The organism is Klebsiella aerogenes KCTC 2190, assembly GCF_000215745.1.
Lineage (GTDB): Bacteria > Pseudomonadota > Gammaproteobacteria > Enterobacterales > Enterobacteriaceae > Klebsiella > Klebsiella aerogenes.
On sequence record NC_015663.1, the window covers coordinates 3,479,955 to 3,500,219 of the forward strand.

A 20,265-nucleotide genomic window follows, 5' to 3' on the forward strand; every position below is an offset into this window, starting at 1 on the left:
TCCGGTATAGCCAGAGGGTTTTTTGATAGTAGATTATGATTTGAATTAACTAAGCGGTTCTATATTCGATACAGACTTATGCAGGATCTGGCGTAACCATTGAATACCGAGATCGCCATCATGGTGCCTGTGCCATTGCAACTTCATATCAAAAGGTTCAGAAATTATCGGGCATGGGAATATTGTTATTGGGAGGAAATTGGCGTAATAACGAGCAAAACGCTCATGAACTGTTGCTATCAAATTGGTTCCAATCAGTTGTGTCATTAGCATACTGAAAGAGGGTACAATAATGTCAATTCGTCGTTGGTATCCTGACTGGCTAAGGAATACCTCATCAAGTGACCATCCAATCATTTTGCTGAATCTCGCGACGATATGACCGCTGGATAGGTAATCGTCAACATTTATACCATTTTGACACAATGGGTTACCTGACCATACGACGCAGACAAATTGGTCATCAAAAAGATATTCTGCTGGATGCTGGGAGGATATCAAATTAGAGGGTGTAACGATAAGGTCGATAACGCCTATATTCAGATACTCGCTAATCGGGCCGTCAATAATGGATGATATGTCCAGTCGAACATGCGGGGCTTGTTGCTGTATGAGTGATATTGCGTTGTTCATCACAACAGTGGCTGATGCATCAGAAATGTTTAATCGGAATGTACGAGTTGACGTTTCAGGTTCAAACTTTTGATTTTTATCAACAATTGCTTCACATTTGCTAATAACATCGTGTACCTCGTCTGCAAGCATTTCGGCAAATGGTGTTAGCTCCATACGCTGGCCGACCTGAACAAGCAACTGGTCGTCGAAAAATTCTCTAAGTCTTGATAAGGCTCCTGATGTCGCAGATTGGCTCAAATGCACGCGTTCACCGGTGCGAGTCACATTGCGCTCCGCTAAAAGCACATCAAGAATAATCAGTAGATTAAGATCTAAACCACGAAGATGCATAGGCGTTTAATCACATAATAAATTTATGGTAAAAGTATCATTTCATAGTGCTTAAGTCGAGTTCAAATAAACTTTTACTCTGTATGGGGGAAGTGTTTGTCTTTTGATGATTTTATTGTTTTATTTCAATGGGATGCGAATCAATTAGTGTATTGTGTGTCAAGTTAGATGCTAATTAAGATCATTGCGCAAATGTTCAGTTAGCCATAAAATTATTGCCATTTATAGTGGGAATATGAGGAGCGAAAAATGGAGATAGGTAATTACACAAAAAAACAAAACAGCGTTGCTTTAGTGCGTGAATTTTTGCTCAAAGAAGGTCCTCAATCTCAAGCTTCCATATCTAGGAAAACTGGGTTATCACCCGCTATGGTAAATTATGTCGTTAAAAAACTGCGTGAATTAGGTCATGCAGAACTACATTGGGTCAATGGCAGGGAATGTCTTGTATCGTTAATATACAAGAAAGGTTTATATTTCTCTGTATTGGTATCTATAGATAAAATTACCTGTGTGCTTTTTTTGTTTGAGTTGGAAAAAAAAATTACCCTTGTATATCCTGTAGCACAAGATGCACCTGAGGAAAACAATCCATATACGGTTGTTAAAATTATTAATTCTATTCTCGACGAAAACGAATTGACTATTACGGATGTCTCTGGGATCGCTATAAGCATTATAGCCCCGCTCGATATTAATAGCGAAACTATCATTTCATGGTCAGCTGGTCGATTACCGGGATGGCGTGATATTAAGATTAAGTCCTTCTTCGAAAATGAATTAAAAATCCCGGTTGTTATAGGTAACGATGCTAACCATTCGACGATGGCTGAATGGGTATGGGGTGTTGGTCGAGGTATTGATAATTTTGTTTATATTGCGTGCTCCAAGCAAATAGGTGGTGGAATTATTATCAATAACCATATCTATAAAGGTGGAAATGGTATGGCTGCAGAGTTTGGTCATCTGATCATCGATAATTCAGGACCAGTTTGTTTTTGCGGATGCCGAGGCTGTCTCAATACCTTCATTTCAGAGCGGGCAATTATAATGAATTTATCAAAATCAGAGAGTTATAAGAATTCTTTAAATGAGATAATTCTAGCTGCTTCTGATGGTGACGCCGCATGTCAGCGGGTGTTGTTTGAAGCTGGCAGAGATCTTGGCAAAGCTTTAGCAAACATAGCGAAAATTTTAGCCCCAGGAGTGATTGCGATAGGCGGTGATCTTTCGACCGCAGGGCCATTATTTTTTGATAGTCTTATGGCTACTATTGAAGAACATAACCTTGGCGCAGTCTCAACAACCATTGATTTTAAACTCGCTCAACTGACAAACCAACCTGAAATACTGGGTGGTATTGCTGCTCTGCTGGAGCAAAACAACCAAGGAATGAATCATCTTCCTGACTGGATGAAGTGATGATAGGTTATAGGTCGGTATTAGATCTTCATTTAAAAAAATTAGTCCAAAGCCAGGATAGGGGCATTGCCCACAATAATGCAGGAAGCATATTGGCTACTGGAAACATCTTAATGCCGCAAATTCTCAACCCTGTTGCCATCATTACCAAGCCTCCAACCGCATAGAAATCGTTGCGCATAACTGTAGTCGTTAGTGGCAGAAGTAAAACTGCACTATATGCAAGTAGTAACTGAATAATCAACTGTGGAACAAAAAGGATGGCTACTGAGTAGCCGAGTCTAGTTGCAAAAAGTACGGCACAGAAAAAATCCATGAACGATTTAGTAACAAGCACGGAGGAATTTCCGTTCATACCCTCGTTCATTGCGCCGACAATGCCAGTTCCACTGGCTCCGAATAAAATAATTAAAGCTACGAAAATATTCAAAAACTCCTCGTTTGTTATTTCTCCTCGAGGTTTGGGTAAAATCGATTCTATACTGTATTTGGCTTTTGTGGCAATTTTATTTATTTTCTTTTCAAGCCTTATTAATTCACCAGTGAGGGCTCCTAGGATGCCAGATAATACCAGCACAGGCATGTTGACGGTATCCATTATTAATATAACTGACATTGCCATTGAACAAATGCCGAACATTAATGGCATACCTTCATTAAGACGTCGGGGGATCCAAGGTGATAAAAGACTTCCGCCTACTGCGCCTACGATAATTGCAATACTATTTATATATGGGCCAATAATCACGCTAATATCTCCAAGTATCCCCGCTTATTGCAGGCTTAATTTAATGAATAACCAAGAAATTGACGCATATGTGCACCCGCACCCAATAGTCCTGGCTGAGGATTAGTTATTAAGAACACCGGGATATCTTTGAGATATTCGCAGAAGCGACCTTTATCTTCAAATGCATTCCTAAATCCTGATGATTTGAAAAACTCCAGGAAGCGTGGAACAATCCCGCCAGCAATATATACTCCACCAAAGGTCCCCATAGTCAGAGCCAGATTGCCACCAAATCGACCTAATAAAATGCAGAAAAGGCTGAGCGCGCGGCGGCAGTCTACACATTCGTTAGCTAAAGCTCGGTCAGTGATGTCCTTTGGTTTGAGTTTCTCTGGAATTCTTCCATCGACTTTTACAATACCCTTATATAGATTAACTAGCCCAGGACCAGATAGTACTCGCTCGTATGAAATACGGCCATGATCTTTTCTCAGCACGGAGAGTATGCGATCTTCTTCTTCGCTGTTCGGGGCAAAATCAACATGGCCACCTTCGCCTGGAAGGCTGATAACTTGATTCTCAGACTGTATAAGATGGCAAACCCCTAAACCGGTACCGGCACCATAAACGGCTACCGGTTTATTTCGCTCTGGATTCCCACCACCAAGTTTTAGCAAGTCTGAATCTTTCAACATTGGAATAGACATGGAAACAGCTTTGAAATCATTAATGACCTCAAGATGTGTAAGACCAAGGTTTAGCTTCATCGAGTTTATCGAAAATGCCCAACTATGATTAGTCATGTCAACCCAGTCATTTGTTATAGGACAAGCAATGGCAATACAAGCTTCATCAACAGTTACGTGCTGGCCTTCAAGATAGTGCGTGATGACATCTTGTAGAGTTGCGTAATCATTTGCCGAATAGGTATGGATATGCGAGATTTTACCGTCAGCCACATCGCACAGAGCTAGCCTGGCATTTGTACCGCCGACATCGCCAACAAGTATAAATTTAGACATTAAATACACCTTAATGAATTGGTAATAAAGCGACATTGGTGAGCTTTCAGGGATGTTCAGTTCACCAATTTGACACGTTACAAATCAGGATGCTAAAGCTGACCATTTTTATATTGGGTTGCCGCGTAATCACAAGCTCGCGCTGTAATTGCCATCATAGTTAATGTTGGACCAACAGTACCGCTGGTTACAAAACATGCGCCATCTGTGACAAAAACATTGCTCGCATCCCAACATTGGTTGTAATTGTTAAGCACTGAACTTTCCGGATCATCTCCCATCCTTGCACCACCGCTTTCATGGATAGCAGCACCCAGACCGACACTTTTCTTAAAGGAGAGTCGGAAAATTGTTTTCGTAAGAAGTGTTTCGTTGGGCATTGCATTCCGCCCATCTTCAAGCCCAAGTGCTGTTCCAGCAAAATCGATGTTGTAATTGCACTCCGTCACCATCTCCTTAATTGCACGTAATTGCTCTTTCAAGACGAGCAGATCGTTGGCTCCAAAAGAACAATTAATGTGTGGAGCAGGGATTCCCCATGCATCTTTCTTTTTAAAATTCAGCGTTATACAATTTTCTTTTCGCGGTAACATTTCGCCAAAACCCATAAGTCCAAACTGTGCCGGGCTCCCTGGCGGAACATAACCTCGTCCAATAACCCCCTGGAACGCAAACCCACGTAGATAGTTTTTCTGGCTATCCTGGCCTAGGTTCTGGAAGCGAGGAATAACAATTCCGCCTGCGGGACGACAGAAGGGATCCTGGATAATTGTTTTATCGTATTCCCAACCCTTACTGTCAGGCACAGAACCGGCAATAAGGCTTGGTGTCTGTTCTAGAAAATAACGTCCTAACAATCCCGTAGAATTACCAATGCCTTCAGGATGACGTGAAGAGCGCGAATTTAGCAGTAAGCGCACGGATTCAATTGCTGAGGCGCATAGCATGACCATGCCTCCGCGTACGCTATGTTCCTGCTTTGTTAATCTGTCTATAAATGTAACGCCGACTGCTTTACCACTTACCGGATCTACATCAATTTGCTTTGCTATAGCATCAGTACGTAACTCCAGACGACCTGTATCGATTGCTGCTTGTACCCCTACTGGAATTCGCTTCAGGTTTGGGGTTGAAAAACGCCAACTGATAACTTTGCGTTCGGGCCACTTAGATTCGACCTTACTTTTAAATGCCTTTTCCGGTTTTGTTAGAATCGGTGCTTGAATATATTTACCATCGGGAAGATTCGGAATATTTTCTTCAGTCCCGTAAACCCCGAGGAATTCTTCAATGTGCGTATACCAAGGGGACAGTTCCTCGTAGCTGATCGGCCAATCCTGGCCGTAACCGTCGTAACTTGCAGCTTTGAAATCGTAGTCAGACATCCGTTGCAAAACTCGGCCATATGTATGGAGTCTTCCACCGAGCTGTCTGCCACGGATCCAAAGAAAATATTGCCCTTTTGGTGTTGTGTAAGGGTTTTGCCAGTCATTCACAAAGAGATGGCGGTACTCGTTACTCATATACGCTGCACGCGCCTGTAAAGGCTGTCCAGTTAATGCAATTTTAAAACGGGCAAGTGCATCTATTTTTTTTATCTTTTCGTTATTACCCGGCGTTATGGGGAAATCTTTTTCGCCTAAAAATGGGCCAGCCTCCAGCAAAATTATATTCATCCCTTTCTCAGTTAATTCCTTCACCGCGATGCTGCCAGCTACTCCTGAGCCGATAACAATTGCGTCATAAAATTCTTTTTTCATTTCTGCCTCGGCCGACAATTACCGGTTAATTATTAATTCTGCTAATAAATAAAACAGGAGATAGCGTGGTCTATCTCCTTTTGCCGAAATCAGGAGATTCCAATCATTTTTTTGATTTCTGAAATATCGTTTCCAGTCTCAGCGAAATCATCAAAAGCACGACTGGATACATTGATGATATGGTCTTGGATAAAACGACTTCCTTCCCGCGCACCATCTTCACTGTTTTTCAGGCAACATTCCCATTCGAGTACAGCCCAGCCACTGTAATCATATTGAGCGAGCTTGCTAAAAATTGTTTTGAAATCGATCTGTCCATCACCAGGTGAGCGGAATCGTCCGGCGCGCTGTAGCCAGGGTTGGTACCCACCGTATACACCACTCCGACCATTTTTGTTAAACTCGGCGTCTTTGACGTGAAATGCTTTGATTCTCTCGTGATAAATGTCGATGTAATCCAGATAATCAATCTGTTGAAGATGCAAATGGCTTGGGTCAAAGAGGATGTTGCAGCGTGGATGGTAGTTGACCTCATCAAGAAAACGTTCAAATGTTGCACCGTCATGTAGATCTTCACTTGGGTGAATTTCATAGCAAACGTCGACGCCATGTTCTTCAAAAGTGTTGAGTATTGGCAACCAGCGTTTCGCCAGTTCTTTAAAGCTTTCATCAAAAAGTACTGTGTTATGAGGTGGCCATGGATAGAGGTATGGCCAAGCGAGGGAACCTGAAAATGTTGCATGTGCGTTCAGCCCGAGTCGTGCGGATGCAATAGCTGCCTTTTTGACGATACCCACAGCCCATTCCTGCCGGGAGTGTGGGTCGCGCGCAACCCCATTGGGGGCAAAACCGCTGAAGGGTTGGTCATAAGCAGGATGAACAGCGACAAGTTGTCCTTCCAAATGAGTGGATAATTCGCTAATTTGTAAGCCATGTTCCGCAAGTAAGGCTTTGACGTCATCGCAATATTGCTGGCTTTGGGCTGCCAGTTCAACGTCAAAGATGTTTTTGTGATTACAAGGAATTTGTAAAGCTTTGAATCCGAGATTCGCAGCCCAAATAGCCAGTCCTTCGAGGGTATTAAACGGAGATGTACTTCCAATAAATTGTGAAAGAAAAATGCCAGGACCTTTAAGAGTGTTCATATAACCTCCTCATTAACCGGGGCAATGTTGCTAGAATTGAATGTACGAAACGAAGTGGCGCAAATTTAAGTGCGCCACTTAATTAAGAGAGATTAGAACTCTACTGCCTGACCAGTTTCAGCAGATTTGTAGATTGCTTCCAGCACCTGAGTCACAATGAATGCTTGTTCCGCGGTAACAACTGGTTCCTTGTCGTTTTCAATCGCATCAATGAAAGCAGCAAGTTCTGCATCCGCCACACGGAAAGGTTCGTTTCCAAGATCTAATGGACCAGGGCCGCCAAGTACGAATGGCTCAATATCTACCAATTCACCAAAGCGCGCAGTATTAAATACAATACTACCTGTGCCGTCTACGGCTGAAGTTGGTGCAGCGGCACCATCACCTACTAATTCGGCACCAGCCTTTGTACCACAGAGTGTGACCTGTCCTTCACGGGCTTTAAGGATATTCAGCGCCCAGGAAGCCTCCAGGAAGATTGTTGCGCCATTTTCCATTTTGATGAAACCGAACGCAGAATCTTCTACGTCGATAGTTTTTGGGTTCCATGGGCCAAACAAATTACCCTCATAATTGTCTTTCATTTTATGGAACACCGAACCTGAAACCACCTTCGGCTTATAGTTGTCCATTGTCCACAGGGCAATATCCAGAGCATGGGTACCGATATCAATAAGCGGGCCGCCACCTTGTTTCTCTTTGTCCAGGAAAACACCCCAGGTAGGAACTGCTTTACGACGAACTGCATGGGCTTTTGCAAAATAGACTTCACCCAAATCACCCTCTGCGCTTGCTTGTTTTAAGATTTGTACGTCTTTACGGAATCGGTTCTGGTAGCCGATGGTGAGTTTTTTACCAGTACGTTTTGCCGCATCCAGCATTTTCTGCGCATCTGCTGTTGTTGCCGCCATCGGTTTTTCACAAAGGACATGTTTACCTGCCTCAAGAGCATCTACTGTCAGAGGGCTATGAGAGTTATTAGGAGTCAGAATGTAGACAACATCAATGGAAGTATCTTTAAGTAATTCGTGATGGTCTGAATAAGTTTTCGCTCCGGGGATGCCGAATTTAGCGGCTGCATCAATGGCACGATCAACTTCGATATCACAGAAAGCGACCAGGTCTACACGATCTTTGGCTTTTTCAAATGCAGGAAAATGTTTACACACTGCAATACGGCCGCAACCAATAATACCAATACGTAATTTTTTAACCATTTCATTTATCTCCGGCTATAAACCTAATCAGGGCTGTAATTTCTTAAGAGGTTATAACAATAATAATAATTTGATTTGATTGGCTCAAATCAAGAAGGTGCTACTGTTATGACGCAAATTAAAAATAAAAGGAAATGGCTTGTATGGATATAGGGTATCGGCCAAGCAGATACCTATCTAAAGTAGATTTAATAATCGACAGAAATTATAGAGATATTGGTCACATTTTTCCAAATGTACTATCCAATATTGTTTGTTGTTAAACTTAACCTATTGAAAAAAAACAAGTTAAAATTCCTGGGTGAGAGTGGATTTTATGGTCAATTAATAATCAATCATTCAATCATATAATTAATTGCCTTTTTATTATTTTTGTTATTTTTTAGTATCTTATTGTATTTATTGATTATATTTGGTTTTTATTGCAATTGCTTGCGAATGGGTGGTTTTTCATACCATTCAAAAAATGAAGTCTTGATCACAAAAAAGAAAACTTTCCATTGTGGGATTTTAATATTTGGAATCTATTAAGGGCCAATAAACTCGTTCAACACCGGTGTCCCTACCAACGGCGGAGTTAAAAATGCCAAGTTACTTAGTCGAAGATAATTCGAAATCAGTAGACCCATGCGTAAGCAAAGAGAAACCTGTGGGTAATGAAGCGATGACAAAGCCAATGTATATATTTAGCAGGCTTAGTATTCTGATGCTGCTACAATTTGTTGTTTTTGGATCCTGGTTTGCAACGATGGGCTTAGTTTTGTTTACCTATAAGCTCGGCTCCATTATCGGTATGGCTTATACACTCTGTGCCATTGCCGCTATTATTTCACCTTTAGTATTTGGTGCTGTAGGTGATCGATTCATTTCATCTGAAAAAATATTGGGTTTTTTGCACATTTTAGGTGGTATTGTTCAATTTATGATCCCTGCGTTGGTTGTATCGGGAAACAGCAACGTAATTTTAATCTTCATCTTTATTTATATGATTTTCTTCCAACCAACTCAGGGATTGGTTAATTCACTTTCCTTCCAGCATCTTGGTAGTAAAAGTGATTTATATCCCTATCTTCGACTGTTCGCAACGGGAGGGTGGGCAGTTGGAGGATTTATTGTTGGGATCCTTGGTTATTCTTCTACTGTAGGAATATTTTATGTGGCAGGAATTTCTAGCATTGTATTGGGTGGTTATTCTTTCACGCTGCCACGAACTTACCCAAGTGTCAAAGATAAAAAATTCAATGTATTAGATGCGTTAGGATTTCGCTCTCTTCAGCTATTTAAGAATAGAAATTTTGCAATATTAATGCTTTGTGCATTATTAACGTCAATATCATTGGGTGTATATAACACATATGCCTCAACTTTTATCGGTGCATTAGGTATACCTGGTGTTGCTTCTGTCATGGCTTTAGGGCAAATATCAGAAGTGGCATTTATTGTGTTAGTGCCTTTTGTTATTAAACGCATTGGCATGAAATGGGCATTACTTATTGGTATGGCAATGTGGGGAATTCGCTTTATCATGTTTATCCTTGCCGCGAAAGGCCATCACTGGACCGCAATCATAGGAGTGGGATTACATGGACTTTGCAACGATTTTTTCTTAATTATCAGTGCTATGTATCTTGATAGACTTGCGCCACCTGAGCTAAAGGTACAAGCACAAAGCTGGCTGATCATTGCGATATCTGGTTTTGGGGCTGCGTTTGGTTCTCTTATCTCAGGATACGTGTACTCCACTACAGTCAACCCTGAACAGGAGTACTCATGGATTACACTATGGTCAGTTCCAATTAGCATTGCTGTATTAACGACTATTATTTGGCTTATATTGTTTAATGAAGATAAATAATGTTATGTAAATTGTGAATTTAGGTTTGGTTTATCAGGATTTAATTAATTTGTTGGAGGAATTATGTTCGATAATTATCTTATTCGCCCGGGAAGTCTAAGAAATGAGAAGGTCAATGGTGAAGTCATTGGGTTCTCTTTAGCTGTAAGGCATGCAAACTATCGTGGCTGCTATATCTCTTTACATAATGGCTATTACTTGTCTATCGATGGCGTTGAATACCCAAACTCTGTGCAGACATTTGAAATCAATGGCAAAGGACCTCGCAGTTATGAAGAATTATCTCTCGCTGTATATGAACATTGGGATTATGGCGATGATGGTATTTTGCATGTAGCACTCCCTGGGGGATTAAAACCGGGCAAGCACACCGTTCTTTTCCAGCAATCGGTCCTTGCGGCTTATGGATATTTACCTACAGACGAAACGTGGGTTAAGACTCCACCTGTGCCAGGAAATGGGGCAGGATCTGACAAAACTCCGCATATTGTGAAGTTCGAAATGATTGTTGAATAAGGTGAATAAAATGAAACGTGGTGTATCCCTATATAGTTACCAGCAGTCTCAATTCTTTAAGGAGTCAAACCTTGAGTCGCAGCTCAATGAAGTTGCGAATAATTTGTATGGTGCTGATGGTATTGAACTCATCGATGAAATGTCGATCAAATATCCTGTACCTGATAAGGCATTCATGCAGCGCTGGTATCGCCTGATTGACATTCATGGCCTTAAGCCTGTTGCTATGGATGTTAGTATGGACGTGTTGCAGTTTCGCACACACGTTATGAACCATGATGAATGTGCTGAGCGTCTTAGAAGTGATATCAAACTTGCTAAAATGCTGGGCTTCAGCATTGTTCGCGTATTGTCGATTGTTCCTTTGGATGTAATGGTTAAAGCACTGCCACTGGCTGAAGCACTTGATATTCGTATCGGTAAAGAGATACATCAGCCTATGTCGTTAGAAGGCCGTCAGGTTAGTGAAATCATTGAATTTAGTGAGAAAAATCATACTCGCCATTTAGGTATTGTTCCTGATTTTGGTATCTTCGGTACACGTCCTTCAGAAGCACAGTTAGGATGGTTTGAGCGTCGGGGGGCTAACCCTGAAGCCTCAAATGCGGCAGTTAAACTTGCAGGGTTGGTAAAGACCGATCCCCAAACGTTCAATGTGGCGAACCAAACTGCCGGGAATGTCCGCGCTGCCTTTGGCCGCTTTATTGCGACCGGCGAATGTGAGGACGAAATGAAAGTTTGTTTCAAGGCGGTGAAAACTCTTGCAGAAGAGTTTATTAAACAACCTAAACCTCTGGATTATACGGTGGTTGGGGAAGGATTGACATTGTCGAACACTTCAGTCGAGACGTTGCGCGAAATCTGTCCTCATATCACGCATGTTCATGCCAAGTTCAACAACATGTCCGAAATACCAGATAAGCCGGGCCAGTATCAGGATATTGCGATTGACTACGTATCTGCAATCGACGCTCTGCGTCGTGGTGGTTACGAGGGATATCTCAACTCGGAATATGAAGGTCAACGTTATTTCCAGGATCGCGGTCGAGAATTCATGATGGATGAATTTGAGCAGGTCCGTCGACACCAAGAAATGCTTCGCCGTCTAATCACGGCTTGATTACCACGACCTGTCACCCCACGGTGGCAGGTTCAATCTGACCTTAAAGGGATTTATAATGAGTTATGTACAGAATTCATTAGTGACTAATGCATTATTATTGCTGTGCAGTGTTGCTAGCGGAAATTCTGCGCTGGCTGAGACTCTGAAATCAAGTGCGCAACAGGTTGATAAGACGATGAATACGACTTCTGCTAAAGATAAAATCATTTCTGACAATGCGTCAAACATTGTGTTTGTCGGAACATATGGAGATGAACATCAACCCGGTGGAATATATTCTCTACGGATTAGTGAGACAGGGAAACAAATTGAACAACTGGGGCATTTGGCAAATCCTAAGTTATCCGGATATTTGATCTATGATGCCAAAACGACAACATTGTATTCCGTTGACGAACGCAAGAATGACGGTCGAGGCCCGGTAGAGCCAGCCGCGAGTGTGATGGCCTTTTCAGTGAATCTGGAAAATGGTCACTTGAAACAACTGAATGAGCAGCGTGCTCCAGGCCCACGGCCGACCTATCTAAGCCTTGATAGCCAGAATCGAAGATTGTTTACTGCCAACCATGGTGATTTTGAACATGTGGAGAAGGTGGTATTCAAAGACGAGAAATGGACGTCAGAGTATGTCTATGATGATTCTACCGTCATTATGTATGGCTTAAATAAAGATGGTTCTATTGCAGGGATTAATGACCTTGTTGTTCTACAGGGACATGGGAAAGATCCGAACCGTTCAAAACAGGCTGGGGGACACGCACAAGCAAGCCCGCATGCGCACAGTGCAGTTATTTCTCCTGATGGTAATCATCTGTTAGTTTGCGATAAAGGGACAGATCAGGTTCTGGTTTATTCTGTTGGTGATAAATTGACACTAGTTAACAGTTATCAGTTTCCGGAAGAATCTGCACCTCGTCATTTGGTGTTTGCAGACAATCAGCGGCTATATCTCGATCTTGAAATATCCTCTGAACTGGCATCTATGGAGTTCAATCCACAAACTGGCAGTTTGAAACTACTCGATAAAATTTCAACATTGGATTCTGGTTTCCACGGCCTTAACGAACCTGCTGAAATAAGACTTCATCCTAACCATCGATTTGTATATGTAAATAATCGTGGTGAGGATACGATCGCGTGGTACAGCATTGGTGGCAAAGGGAAACTAATGCGTCTTGGGTCAGTGAAACTCGCAAAATCGATTCACCCGGGGCTCGCATCACGTAGTTTTGCTTTTGAACCTAATGGCCGTTATATGATTTCAGCAGATCGTCCAGATAATAAAATTAAAGTTTATAGTGTTAATAGTGACAATGGGGCATTAACCTTTATTTCAGAATTTACCGTTCCGCAACCTGCATTTTTGACATTCGCAACTAAATAAAAATAAGCTAATGGCAATCTGTCATTAGCTTATGAAAAACTTTTAATTTAACCCTCTTATGAGGTGACTTAACTACTTTTTTACTTTTATATAAATTATTCCGATTTTAAGGGGTAGCTATTCCCTTATACCACTGTGATAGAAGAACTTACCTTTATAACGAGAGTAATAATAATGACTGATACCTTTCAATTTAAATCTGGTTTAGTGATGGCGTCCCCTTTTCTTATTGCATTTGGATGTAACGCTACAGCGGAAACGACGGCTTGGAGTCCGACTGTGCTAGGTTATGAACCCCCCACACCGGGTTTATTTGGCGATTGGGGTGGGATGCGAACAACGCTGGCCGATAATGGGTTTAATTATGCCTTAATTTATTCTACCGAAAGTGCTTATAATGCTGACGGTGGCTTTAATTCTGATAAACATTTTGCTTTCACCGATCAAACTGCATTGCTTTTTAATCAAGATCTTGAACAATTAACCGGTATTAGCGATGCAAAAATTGAAGGCCTGATTACTAACCGCAACCATGATGACAATTTAACGACAGAGAGAGTTCAGGACCCTCGGGCACGCTTCAATGATTTAACCCAAGAAGTATGGGGAGGAGGGTCGATAACCCGATTGGGTTACCTTACCTTCAGCCGCACCTTCGATGATCGAAAATTGAAATGGCGCATTGGTCAGATGAACTACCAACAGACCTTTGATCAGAGTATTCCATGTGATTTTCAGGTCCTTTCGTTATGTGGTGGCAAGTCCGCATATGCGCAGACCTGGAGTACATGGAACATCCATTCATGGGGAACAACGTTTGCCTATGCTCTGACACCTGAACTCACGATTAAGACTGGCGTGCTCGAACAAAACCCCAGCGCGTCTGATAGATCTCGGGCATGGTCATTTAATGCGAACGGCAGCAAAGGCGTTTTATTGCCTCTTGAAGCAGAATATAAAACAATTGTGAATGGACTGTCTGGGGTGTATAACGCAGGTGTCTTATATACAAATTCTCCACAGTACGACCTTTATACACCAGTAGGTAAGACAACTAAGGTTTACGATAATACATGGTTTTTCTGGGGAGGATTCAACCAACAAATAACGCAGAAGCCAGGCGATCGGGAACAGGGGATGAGTATATCGGCCAGCATGAGTCTCGCGGACCAACGTACAAATCCTTACCACATAGTTGCCTCAGCAGAAATGCGTTATCGCGGTCTTTTTGATGCTCGCCCACAGGATTATCTTGGATTAGGTGTTAGTTGGTTTGATATGAGTAATCATCTCGCACACAGTGCACGTGAATCGAATAACATAAATAACATCACGGATTATTATAATCCACTTTATCAACCTGTAGCTGGTAAAGCCGTCAATTTTGATCTTTATTATCGCTTGAGACCAGTCTCATGGCTGGATATTCAACCAGATATACAGTATTGGATTAATCCAGGTGGGATTAAAGAAACCAAAAATGCTCTCGTGATTGGACTTAAAACAGCAGTAAGATTCTAAATATTAGCTTGAAAGTGGAGGTTATCACAATGATAACCTCCCTATTGATTCTGTAAGCACAGCTATTATTATGGTTTTCCTGTTTACTGGTTCGGAATGCCTGTCTTAATGAAAGACTATATTGACCGCGTGTGGGATCATGGTATCGCATATGTAAAAGGCAGGCGCTTACCAGTAAAATAGGTACGCTGGATTGGCCTTGCTGGTTACGATGAAGAAGGATTCCATAAACAAGGTATAGGGGAGAGCCTGAGTCACTGTATGAATGCCGGTCTCTCGGGTATTTGTTGTATTGAAGATCGTGAAACTGAATATTTCTTTGATACATAAGGCTCTATCCGAAAAGATTTAGGGGATCTCCATAATGAACTTGTGGAACAGGCGTACATCATGGCAAGAAAATTCGTTTAGCATGTTAAAGAAAACCTGTTAGTAGAAAAAATATTACAAAGTTAGTAATTTCTTAATACCGGAAGATGTCAATATCGCCGGTTTTCGAAAAGGAATGAATTCTTTAGTTATATAATCCCTGCTATTTGTGCTGAATGGCGCAACGCTTAGCAGGTGATTTTAAAAAGTTAAGTCGAGAAAAACACCGAAAAATCGCGGAATTTAGATGCAATAAAAGCCCGTTTACACGAGCGTCTTTATGTAGCATTTTATGCAGGACAAAACCAATTTTACGTTGTAAGTGATTGATTTTGTATTAAATATGACGGTGAGGGGGGCTCGCTTCGCTCGCCCCTGCGGGGCAGCCCGCTTACTGCGTTCGCGGTCTGTCCAACTGGCAGCGCCATTTGTCGAACCCCGGTCGGGGGTTCTCATCCCCGCCAACGGAGAATATAAAAGAAAAAAGCCCGTACTTTCGTACGAGCTCTCATCTCGAATATGGCGGTGAGGGGGGGATTGACTCGCTTCGCTCGCCCCTGCGGGGCAGCCCGCTTACTGCGTTCGCGGTCTGTCCAACTGGCTGCGCCAGTTGTCGAACCCCGGTCGGGGGTTCTCATCCCCCCCCCCCAACGGAGAATATAAAAGAAAAAAGCCCGTACTTTCGTACGAGCTCTCATCTCGAATATGGCGGTGAGGGGGGGATTCGAACCCCCGATACGTTGCCGTATACACACTTTCCAGGCGTGCTCCTTCAGCCACTCGGACACCTCACCATATTGTCTTGCTGCTCACCTTGGGTGGGCAACGGGGCGCTACTATAGGGAGTTGCGCTAAAACGGTCAAGCATATTTTTTTCTTTCTTTACCGTTCGGTTAAGCAATGAACACTGCCCCGTCGATTCATCGACGGGGCAGCTATTTTAACGCTGGGAATCCAGCTTTTCGTTGTTCTTCACGACGTCCTGCGCCTTGCTGTAGCTTTCAATCAGCAACTGATACGCCGGGAAGACTTTGGTGTACACCTCAGCCCACTCGGCGGCATCCGGACGGTTCCAGGTGCGCTGCAGTTCAGAGGCTACCGCGGCGGTATCCATTGGTACTACGCCGGCCTGGACTACGCGGGCCAGGGTGATCTCCTGCGCCATTTTGCTGTAGGTACCGGAGGCATCGATAACGGCAAACACTTTATAACCGTCGGCGACGGCGGCAATTGCCGGGAAAGCCATGCACACGCTGGTAATGGTACCGGCGATGATTAAGGTTTTACGTCCGGTCGCTTTCACCGCTGCGACAAACTCCGGGTTGTCCCAGGCGTTGATCTCGCCTTTACGCGCAATATACTTCGCATGCGGCGCATTCTCATGAATTTCCGGAATCAACGGGCCGTTCGGGCCCTGCGGCACGGAAGCGGTGGTGATCACCGGGATCCCGGCAAGTGATGCCATTTTCGCCAGCGCGGCGGCGCGAGCGCGCAGTTCCGGCATCGGCATATCGCCAACGGTCTGGAACAGGCCGCTTTGGTGGTCAATCAACAGCATCGCGGTATCGTTAACATCAATCACCGGACGAGAACCGTTAAAGTTAGCTGGAGTAGACATATTCTTCACCTCAATTTCGTTAGATTTGGCCAAAACGGCCGCTGTTAAAATCGCGAATTGCTTCGGCAATTTGCGTTTTGGTATTCATCACAAACGGGCCGTAGCCCACGATCGGCTCCTGTAGCGGTTCGCCGGCCATCAGCAGAACCTTCGCGTTGGAGCTCGCTTCCAGATGGAAGGCTTCACCTTTTTGGCTCAGCACTACCAGCTGTCCTTCCCGTGCGTTTTCCGTACCGTTGACGATGACTTCGCCTTCGAGCACGACCAACGCGGTGCTCCAGCCTTCCGGCTGACGCAATGTCACATCGTGACTTTGTTTGAGCTGCATATCCCACACGTTTAACGGTGAGAATGTGTGCGCTGGGCCGGCGACATCGCCGTAACGCCCGGCAATCACTCTGACGGTCCCGGCGTCGTCTTCCAGCGTTGCTTGCGGAATGACGTCTGCGGTAATGCTCTGATAGCCCGGGGTCGTCATTTTGTCTTTCGCCGGCAGGTTGACCCACAGCTGCATCATTTTCAGTTCACCGCCGGAGCGGGTGAACGCTTCGGAGTGGAACTCTTCATGCAGAATCCCGGCGCCAGCCGTCATCCACTGCACGTCGCCAGGGCCGATAACGCCGCCTCTACCGGTTGAGTCGCGATGCTCGACTTCACCGGAGTAGACAATGGTGACGGTTTCGAATCCGCGATGCGGATGCTCGCCGACGCCGCGTTTACCGCTTCCCGCCGGAAACGTGTGCGGGCCGGCGTAGTCAAGCAGTAAGAACGGGCTCAATTGTTCGCCGTGGGTCTGGTAAGAAAACATTGAGCGAACCGGGAAACCGTCGCCCACCCAGTGCTGCGAAGGGGCGGTGTAAACGCCAGTAATCTGTTTCATGGTTATCTCCTGCGTGTCTGTATCTGATGTGAATAAGCTTATATCTGGGGCTAATATTCCGGTAAATAGCGAAAATGACCTATACTGTTCTAAAAATGGAACGATGGAGAAAAGGATGCAGGATCTCAACGACCTGGCCTGGTTTGTTCAGGTGGTCGACCATGGCGGTTTTGCCGCTGCCGGTCGGGCGCTCGACCAGCCCAAATCCAAACTCAGCCGCCGCATTGCGCAACTGGAAGAGCGCCTGGGCGTGCGTCTGATTCAACGAACCACCCGACAGTTCGCCGTCACGGAAGTCGGCCAAACTTTCTATCAACACTGCAAGGCGATGTTGATAGAAGCCGAAGCGGCGCATCAGGCGGTAGAAACGCTGCAGTCTGAACCGCGCGGCAGCGTCAAGCTCACCTGTCCGGTAACCCTGTTGCATGCCCATGTTGGCCCGATGCTGGCGCGCTTTATGGTGCGATATCCTGGGGTGACGCTACATCTGGAAGCCACCAATCGGCGGGTGGATGTGGTGGGCGAGGGGGTTGATGTGGCCATTCGCGTGCGACCAAGGCCATTTGAAGATAGCGACCTGGTCATGCGGGTGTTGGCCGATCGCGGCCATCGCCTGGTGGCGAGTCCGGCGCTGATAGCCAGGCTTGGGCGCCCGCAGGCGCCGGCGGAATTGAGCACCTGGCCGGGGCTAAGTATTGGCGCCGGAAAACATCAGCATAAATGGCAACTTACCGGGCCAGAGGGGGCGCGGGCCGAGGTTTATTTCACGCCGCGGATGGTGACCAGCGATATGCTGGCGCTGCGCGAGGCGGCCATGGCGGGCGTTGGCGTGGTTCAACTTCCTTTATTAATGGTGCGCGATCAGTTGGCATCAGGGGAGTTGGAAATCGTGCTTGATGAGTGGCAGCCGCGGCGGGAAGTCATTCATGCGGTGTTTGCTTCGCGGCGCGGTTTATTACCTTCTGTCAGAGCGCTGGTGGATTATCTCAGCGAAGAGTATCAACGGATGGAAGAGGATTAGCTCAGGCTCTTTTTCCCGGCGGTGGTGCGCCTGGACGGGCTATTGGTGGCGGGGCCTACTGTATAGGTAGCCCGGGCGAGGCATTTATGCCGACCCCGGGAAGGTTTACCGGGGTCAGATGCGAAAAAAGCCCGTACTTGCGTACGAGCTCTCATCTCGAATATGGCGGTGAGGGGGGATTGACTCGCTTCGCTCGCCGTTACTCGGCCCATCCATGGGCCTCGCCCCTTCGGGGCCAACGCAGGCGTTGTTCAAAAACGCTCCCGGCGTTTTTGTCGGGGCAGCCCGCTTACTGCGTGCGCGGTCTGTCCAACTGGCTGCGCCAGTTGTCGAACCCCGGTCGGGGGTTCTCATCCCCCCCGTACGGAGAATATAAAAGAAAAGAGCCCGTACTTTCGTACGAGCTCTCATCTCGAATATGGCGGTGAGGGGGGGATTCGAACCCCCGATACGTTGCCGTATACACACTTTCCAGGCGTGCTCCTTCAGCCACTCGGACACCTCACCATATTGTCTTTCCCGTTGTTGCTGGGAACGGGCGCTAATGTAGGGAAATACGTATCTCCCGTCAATCAACTTTTTTAAAAAAAGATGCGTTTAGCCAAACTTCAAACAACTTGCTTCTTAAACGCGCGGGAATCGTTTTTTTTGTCACCATTCTCTTTATTCCTCGATAGCGATACGAAATTTGTTATGCTGGCAAACCAATACAAAACAAAGAGTAAAACACGACGCAAACCTCAACCTACTCACGCGTCAGTAATCAGGAGTCATTATGGAGATTATTTTTTACCACCCGACGTTCGATACCCCCTACTGGATCGCAGAGCTGGAAAAACATCTGCCGGGAGCGCGAGTTCGTGAGTGGAAACCTGGCGACAATCAACCAGCCGACTATGCGCTGGTCTGGCATCCACCGGTAGAAATGTTGCAAGGCCGCAAATTGAAGGCGGTTTTTGCCCTCGGCGCAGGCGTGGATTCTATTCTTAGCAAGCTGCGGGAGCATCCGGAAATGCTGCCGCTTTCGATCCCGCTGTTCCGCCTCGAAGATACCGGTATGGGCCTGCAGATGCAGGAATATGCGGTAAGCCAGGTACTGCACTGGTTCCGCCGCTTTGATGATTATCAGGCGCTGAAGCTGCAATCCCGCTGGCAGCCGTTGCCGGAATACCGTCGCGAAGATTTCACTATCGGCATTATGGGGGCAGGGGTGTTGGGCGGCAAAGTCGCGGAAAGCCTGTTGCGCTGGGGTTTCCCAGTGCGCTGCTGGAGCCGTAGCCACAAATCCTGGCCGCAAGTTGAGAGTTTTGCCGGTCAGGAAGAACTGGGCGCATTTTTACGGCAAACCCGCGTGCTGATCAACCTGTTGCCAAATACGGCTGAAACCGTCGGCATCATTAATGAAACTTTACTCTCTCAACTTCCGGATAACAGCTATGTTCTGAATCTCGCCCGCGGCGTACATATTGTTGAGCCGGATTTACTGGCCGCGCTTGACAGCGGTAAGGTGAAAGGGGCGATGCTGGATGTCTTTAGCCGCGAACCGCTGCCGAAAGAGAGCCCGCTGTGGGCGCATCCGCGTGTGGCCATGACGCCGCATATTGCCGCCGTTACCCGTCCACAGGAAGCGATCGCTTATATTGCCAGTACCATTAGCCGCCTGGAGCGTGGTGAAACGGTCAGCGGGCAGGTCGATCGCCAACGCGGCTACTAATC

At 45.3% G+C, this 20,265-nt stretch carries 16 protein-coding genes, 2 tRNA genes, 1 other RNA gene and 1 pseudogene; 9 read left to right on the forward strand and 11 right to left on the reverse strand.

The annotated features are described in order from the left end of the window. Positions 1-45: 45 nt before the first annotated feature. Positions 46-966, reverse strand: coding sequence for a LysR family transcriptional regulator (locus tag EAE_RS16380; protein ID WP_015705003.1), 921 nt, complete (start codon positions 964-966; stop codon positions 46-48). Positions 967-1,215: 249 nt separating this feature from the next. On the opposite strand from EAE_RS16380, the gene EAE_RS16385 reads away from it, so the two are divergent. After that, on the forward strand, positions 1,216-2,388 hold the full coding sequence (locus tag EAE_RS16385) for an ROK family transcriptional regulator (RefSeq protein WP_015705004.1): 1,173 nt from the start codon (positions 1,216-1,218) through the stop codon (positions 2,386-2,388). 28 nt (positions 2,389-2,416) lie between these two features. Here the strand turns inward: EAE_RS16385 and EAE_RS16390 are convergent, their stop codons facing one another. From EAE_RS16390 to EAE_RS16410, 5 genes are all read right to left on the reverse strand, one after another. Continuing rightward, positions 2,417-3,136, reverse strand: a complete 720-nt coding sequence (locus EAE_RS16390; protein WP_047079387.1) for a DUF554 domain-containing protein — start codon at positions 3,134-3,136, stop codon at positions 2,417-2,419. A 35-nt stretch (positions 3,137-3,171) separates the two neighbouring features. Beyond that, positions 3,172-4,140 (reverse strand): glucokinase, encoded by a 969-nt coding sequence (gene glk / locus EAE_RS16395; protein WP_015705006.1) that lies wholly within the window; start codon positions 4,138-4,140, stop codon positions 3,172-3,174. Between the two features lie 92 nt (positions 4,141-4,232). Next, positions 4,233-5,900, reverse strand: a complete 1,668-nt coding sequence (locus EAE_RS16400) for a GMC oxidoreductase (protein WP_015705007.1) — start codon at positions 5,898-5,900, stop codon at positions 4,233-4,235. Between the two features lie 89 nt (positions 5,901-5,989). Beyond that, positions 5,990-7,045: a sugar phosphate isomerase/epimerase family protein gene (locus tag EAE_RS16405; protein WP_015705008.1), complete on the reverse strand. Its 1,056-nt coding sequence runs from the start codon at positions 7,043-7,045 to the stop codon at positions 5,990-5,992. A 92-nt stretch (positions 7,046-7,137) separates the two neighbouring features. After that, positions 7,138-8,262 carry a Gfo/Idh/MocA family protein gene (locus tag EAE_RS16410; protein WP_015705009.1) on the reverse strand — a complete coding sequence of 375 codons (1,125 nt, stop codon included), beginning with the start codon at positions 8,260-8,262 and terminating at the stop codon, positions 7,138-7,140. Positions 8,263-8,845: 583 nt separating this feature from the next. Here EAE_RS16410 and EAE_RS16415 point away from each other — a divergent pair. The 6 genes and pseudogenes from EAE_RS16415 to EAE_RS25595 form a co-directional block, all read left to right on the forward strand. Next, a complete protein-coding gene (locus EAE_RS16415; RefSeq protein ID WP_015705010.1) occupies positions 8,846-10,117 on the forward strand; it encodes an MFS transporter in 1,272 nt (423 codons plus the stop codon). 63 nt (positions 10,118-10,180) lie between these two features. Continuing rightward, the gene (locus EAE_RS16420; protein WP_015705011.1) at positions 10,181-10,633 is read left to right on the forward strand and encodes a C-glycoside deglycosidase beta subunit domain-containing protein; all 453 of its coding nucleotides are present in this window, start codon (positions 10,181-10,183) and stop codon (positions 10,631-10,633) included. A gap of 10 nt (positions 10,634-10,643) precedes the next feature. Then, the gene (locus EAE_RS16425) at positions 10,644-11,753 is read left to right on the forward strand and encodes a xylose isomerase (RefSeq protein WP_015705012.1); all 1,110 of its coding nucleotides are present in this window, start codon (positions 10,644-10,646) and stop codon (positions 11,751-11,753) included. A 58-nt stretch (positions 11,754-11,811) separates the two neighbouring features. After that, positions 11,812-13,140 carry a lactonase family protein gene (locus EAE_RS16430; RefSeq protein ID WP_015705013.1) on the forward strand — a complete coding sequence of 443 codons (1,329 nt, stop codon included), beginning with the start codon at positions 11,812-11,814 and terminating at the stop codon, positions 13,138-13,140. Positions 13,141-13,314: 174 nt separating this feature from the next. Further along, a complete protein-coding gene (locus tag EAE_RS16435) occupies positions 13,315-14,661 on the forward strand; it encodes a carbohydrate porin (RefSeq protein ID WP_015705014.1) in 1,347 nt (448 codons plus the stop codon). A gap of 84 nt (positions 14,662-14,745) precedes the next feature. Then, a pseudogene (locus tag EAE_RS25595) lies at positions 14,746-14,844 on the forward strand (NAD(P)H-dependent oxidoreductase); the annotation flags it as partial. 706 nt (positions 14,845-15,550) lie between these two features. On the opposite strand, the gene EAE_RS16445 reads toward EAE_RS25595, so the two are convergent. The 4 genes from EAE_RS16445 to EAE_RS16460 form a co-directional block, all read right to left on the reverse strand. Then, a non-coding RNA gene (locus EAE_RS16445) (RtT sRNA) lies at positions 15,551-15,689 on the reverse strand. Positions 15,690-15,736: 47 nt separating this feature from the next. After that, positions 15,737-15,824 (reverse strand) — tRNA-Ser (locus tag EAE_RS16450). A 146-nt stretch (positions 15,825-15,970) separates the two neighbouring features. Continuing rightward, positions 15,971-16,648, reverse strand: coding sequence for an isochorismatase family protein (locus EAE_RS16455; RefSeq protein ID WP_015367229.1), 678 nt, complete (start codon positions 16,646-16,648; stop codon positions 15,971-15,973). 19 nt (positions 16,649-16,667) lie between these two features. Continuing rightward, complete coding sequence (locus EAE_RS16460; protein WP_015705015.1) at positions 16,668-17,528, reverse strand: pirin family protein; 861 nt, start codon at positions 17,526-17,528, stop codon at positions 16,668-16,670. 115 nt (positions 17,529-17,643) lie between these two features. On the opposite strand from EAE_RS16460, the gene EAE_RS16465 reads away from it, so the two are divergent. Beyond that, positions 17,644-18,549, forward strand: a complete 906-nt coding sequence (locus EAE_RS16465) for a LysR family transcriptional regulator (RefSeq protein WP_015367227.1) — start codon at positions 17,644-17,646, stop codon at positions 18,547-18,549. A 419-nt stretch (positions 18,550-18,968) separates the two neighbouring features. On the opposite strand, the gene EAE_RS16470 is transcribed toward EAE_RS16465, so the two are convergent. Then, positions 18,969-19,056, reverse strand: a tRNA-Ser gene (locus EAE_RS16470). A gap of 268 nt (positions 19,057-19,324) precedes the next feature. Between EAE_RS16470 and ghrA the strand changes: the two genes are divergently transcribed. Continuing rightward, positions 19,325-20,263, forward strand: coding sequence for a glyoxylate/hydroxypyruvate reductase GhrA (ghrA, locus tag EAE_RS16475; protein ID WP_015705016.1), 939 nt, complete (start codon positions 19,325-19,327; stop codon positions 20,261-20,263). Positions 20,264-20,265 lie beyond the last annotated feature (2 nt).

Bases quoted from the DNA above. Each gene is read 5' to 3' on its own strand.
- EAE_RS16380 (WP_015705003.1), bottom strand. From the start codon at position 966: ATGCATCTTCGTGGTTTAGATCTTAATCTACTGATTATTCTTGATGTG.
- EAE_RS16385 (WP_015705004.1), top strand. From the start codon at position 1,216: ATGGAGATAGGTAATTACACAAAAAAACAAAACAGCGTTGCTTTAGTG.
- glk (WP_015705006.1), bottom strand. From the start codon at position 4,140: ATGTCTAAATTTATACTTGTTGGCGATGTCGGCGGTACAAATGCCAGG.
- EAE_RS16400 (WP_015705007.1), bottom strand. From the start codon at position 5,900: ATGAAAAAAGAATTTTATGACGCAATTGTTATCGGCTCAGGAGTAGCT.
- EAE_RS16405 (WP_015705008.1), bottom strand. From the start codon at position 7,045: ATGAACACTCTTAAAGGTCCTGGCATTTTTCTTTCACAATTTATTGGA.
- EAE_RS16410 (WP_015705009.1), bottom strand. From the start codon at position 8,262: ATGGTTAAAAAATTACGTATTGGTATTATTGGTTGCGGCCGTATTGCA.
- EAE_RS16415 (WP_015705010.1), top strand. From the start codon at position 8,846: ATGCCAAGTTACTTAGTCGAAGATAATTCGAAATCAGTAGACCCATGC.
- EAE_RS16420 (WP_015705011.1), top strand. From the start codon at position 10,181: ATGTTCGATAATTATCTTATTCGCCCGGGAAGTCTAAGAAATGAGAAG.
- EAE_RS16425 (WP_015705012.1), top strand. From the start codon at position 10,644: ATGAAACGTGGTGTATCCCTATATAGTTACCAGCAGTCTCAATTCTTT.
- EAE_RS16430 (WP_015705013.1), top strand. From the start codon at position 11,812: ATGAGTTATGTACAGAATTCATTAGTGACTAATGCATTATTATTGCTG.
- EAE_RS16435 (WP_015705014.1), top strand. From the start codon at position 13,315: ATGACTGATACCTTTCAATTTAAATCTGGTTTAGTGATGGCGTCCCCT.
- EAE_RS16455 (WP_015367229.1), bottom strand. From the start codon at position 16,648: ATGTCTACTCCAGCTAACTTTAACGGTTCTCGTCCGGTGATTGATGTT.
- EAE_RS16460 (WP_015705015.1), bottom strand. From the start codon at position 17,528: ATGAAACAGATTACTGGCGTTTACACCGCCCCTTCGCAGCACTGGGTG.
- EAE_RS16465 (WP_015367227.1), top strand. From the start codon at position 17,644: ATGCAGGATCTCAACGACCTGGCCTGGTTTGTTCAGGTGGTCGACCAT.
- ghrA (WP_015705016.1), top strand. From the start codon at position 19,325: ATGGAGATTATTTTTTACCACCCGACGTTCGATACCCCCTACTGGATC.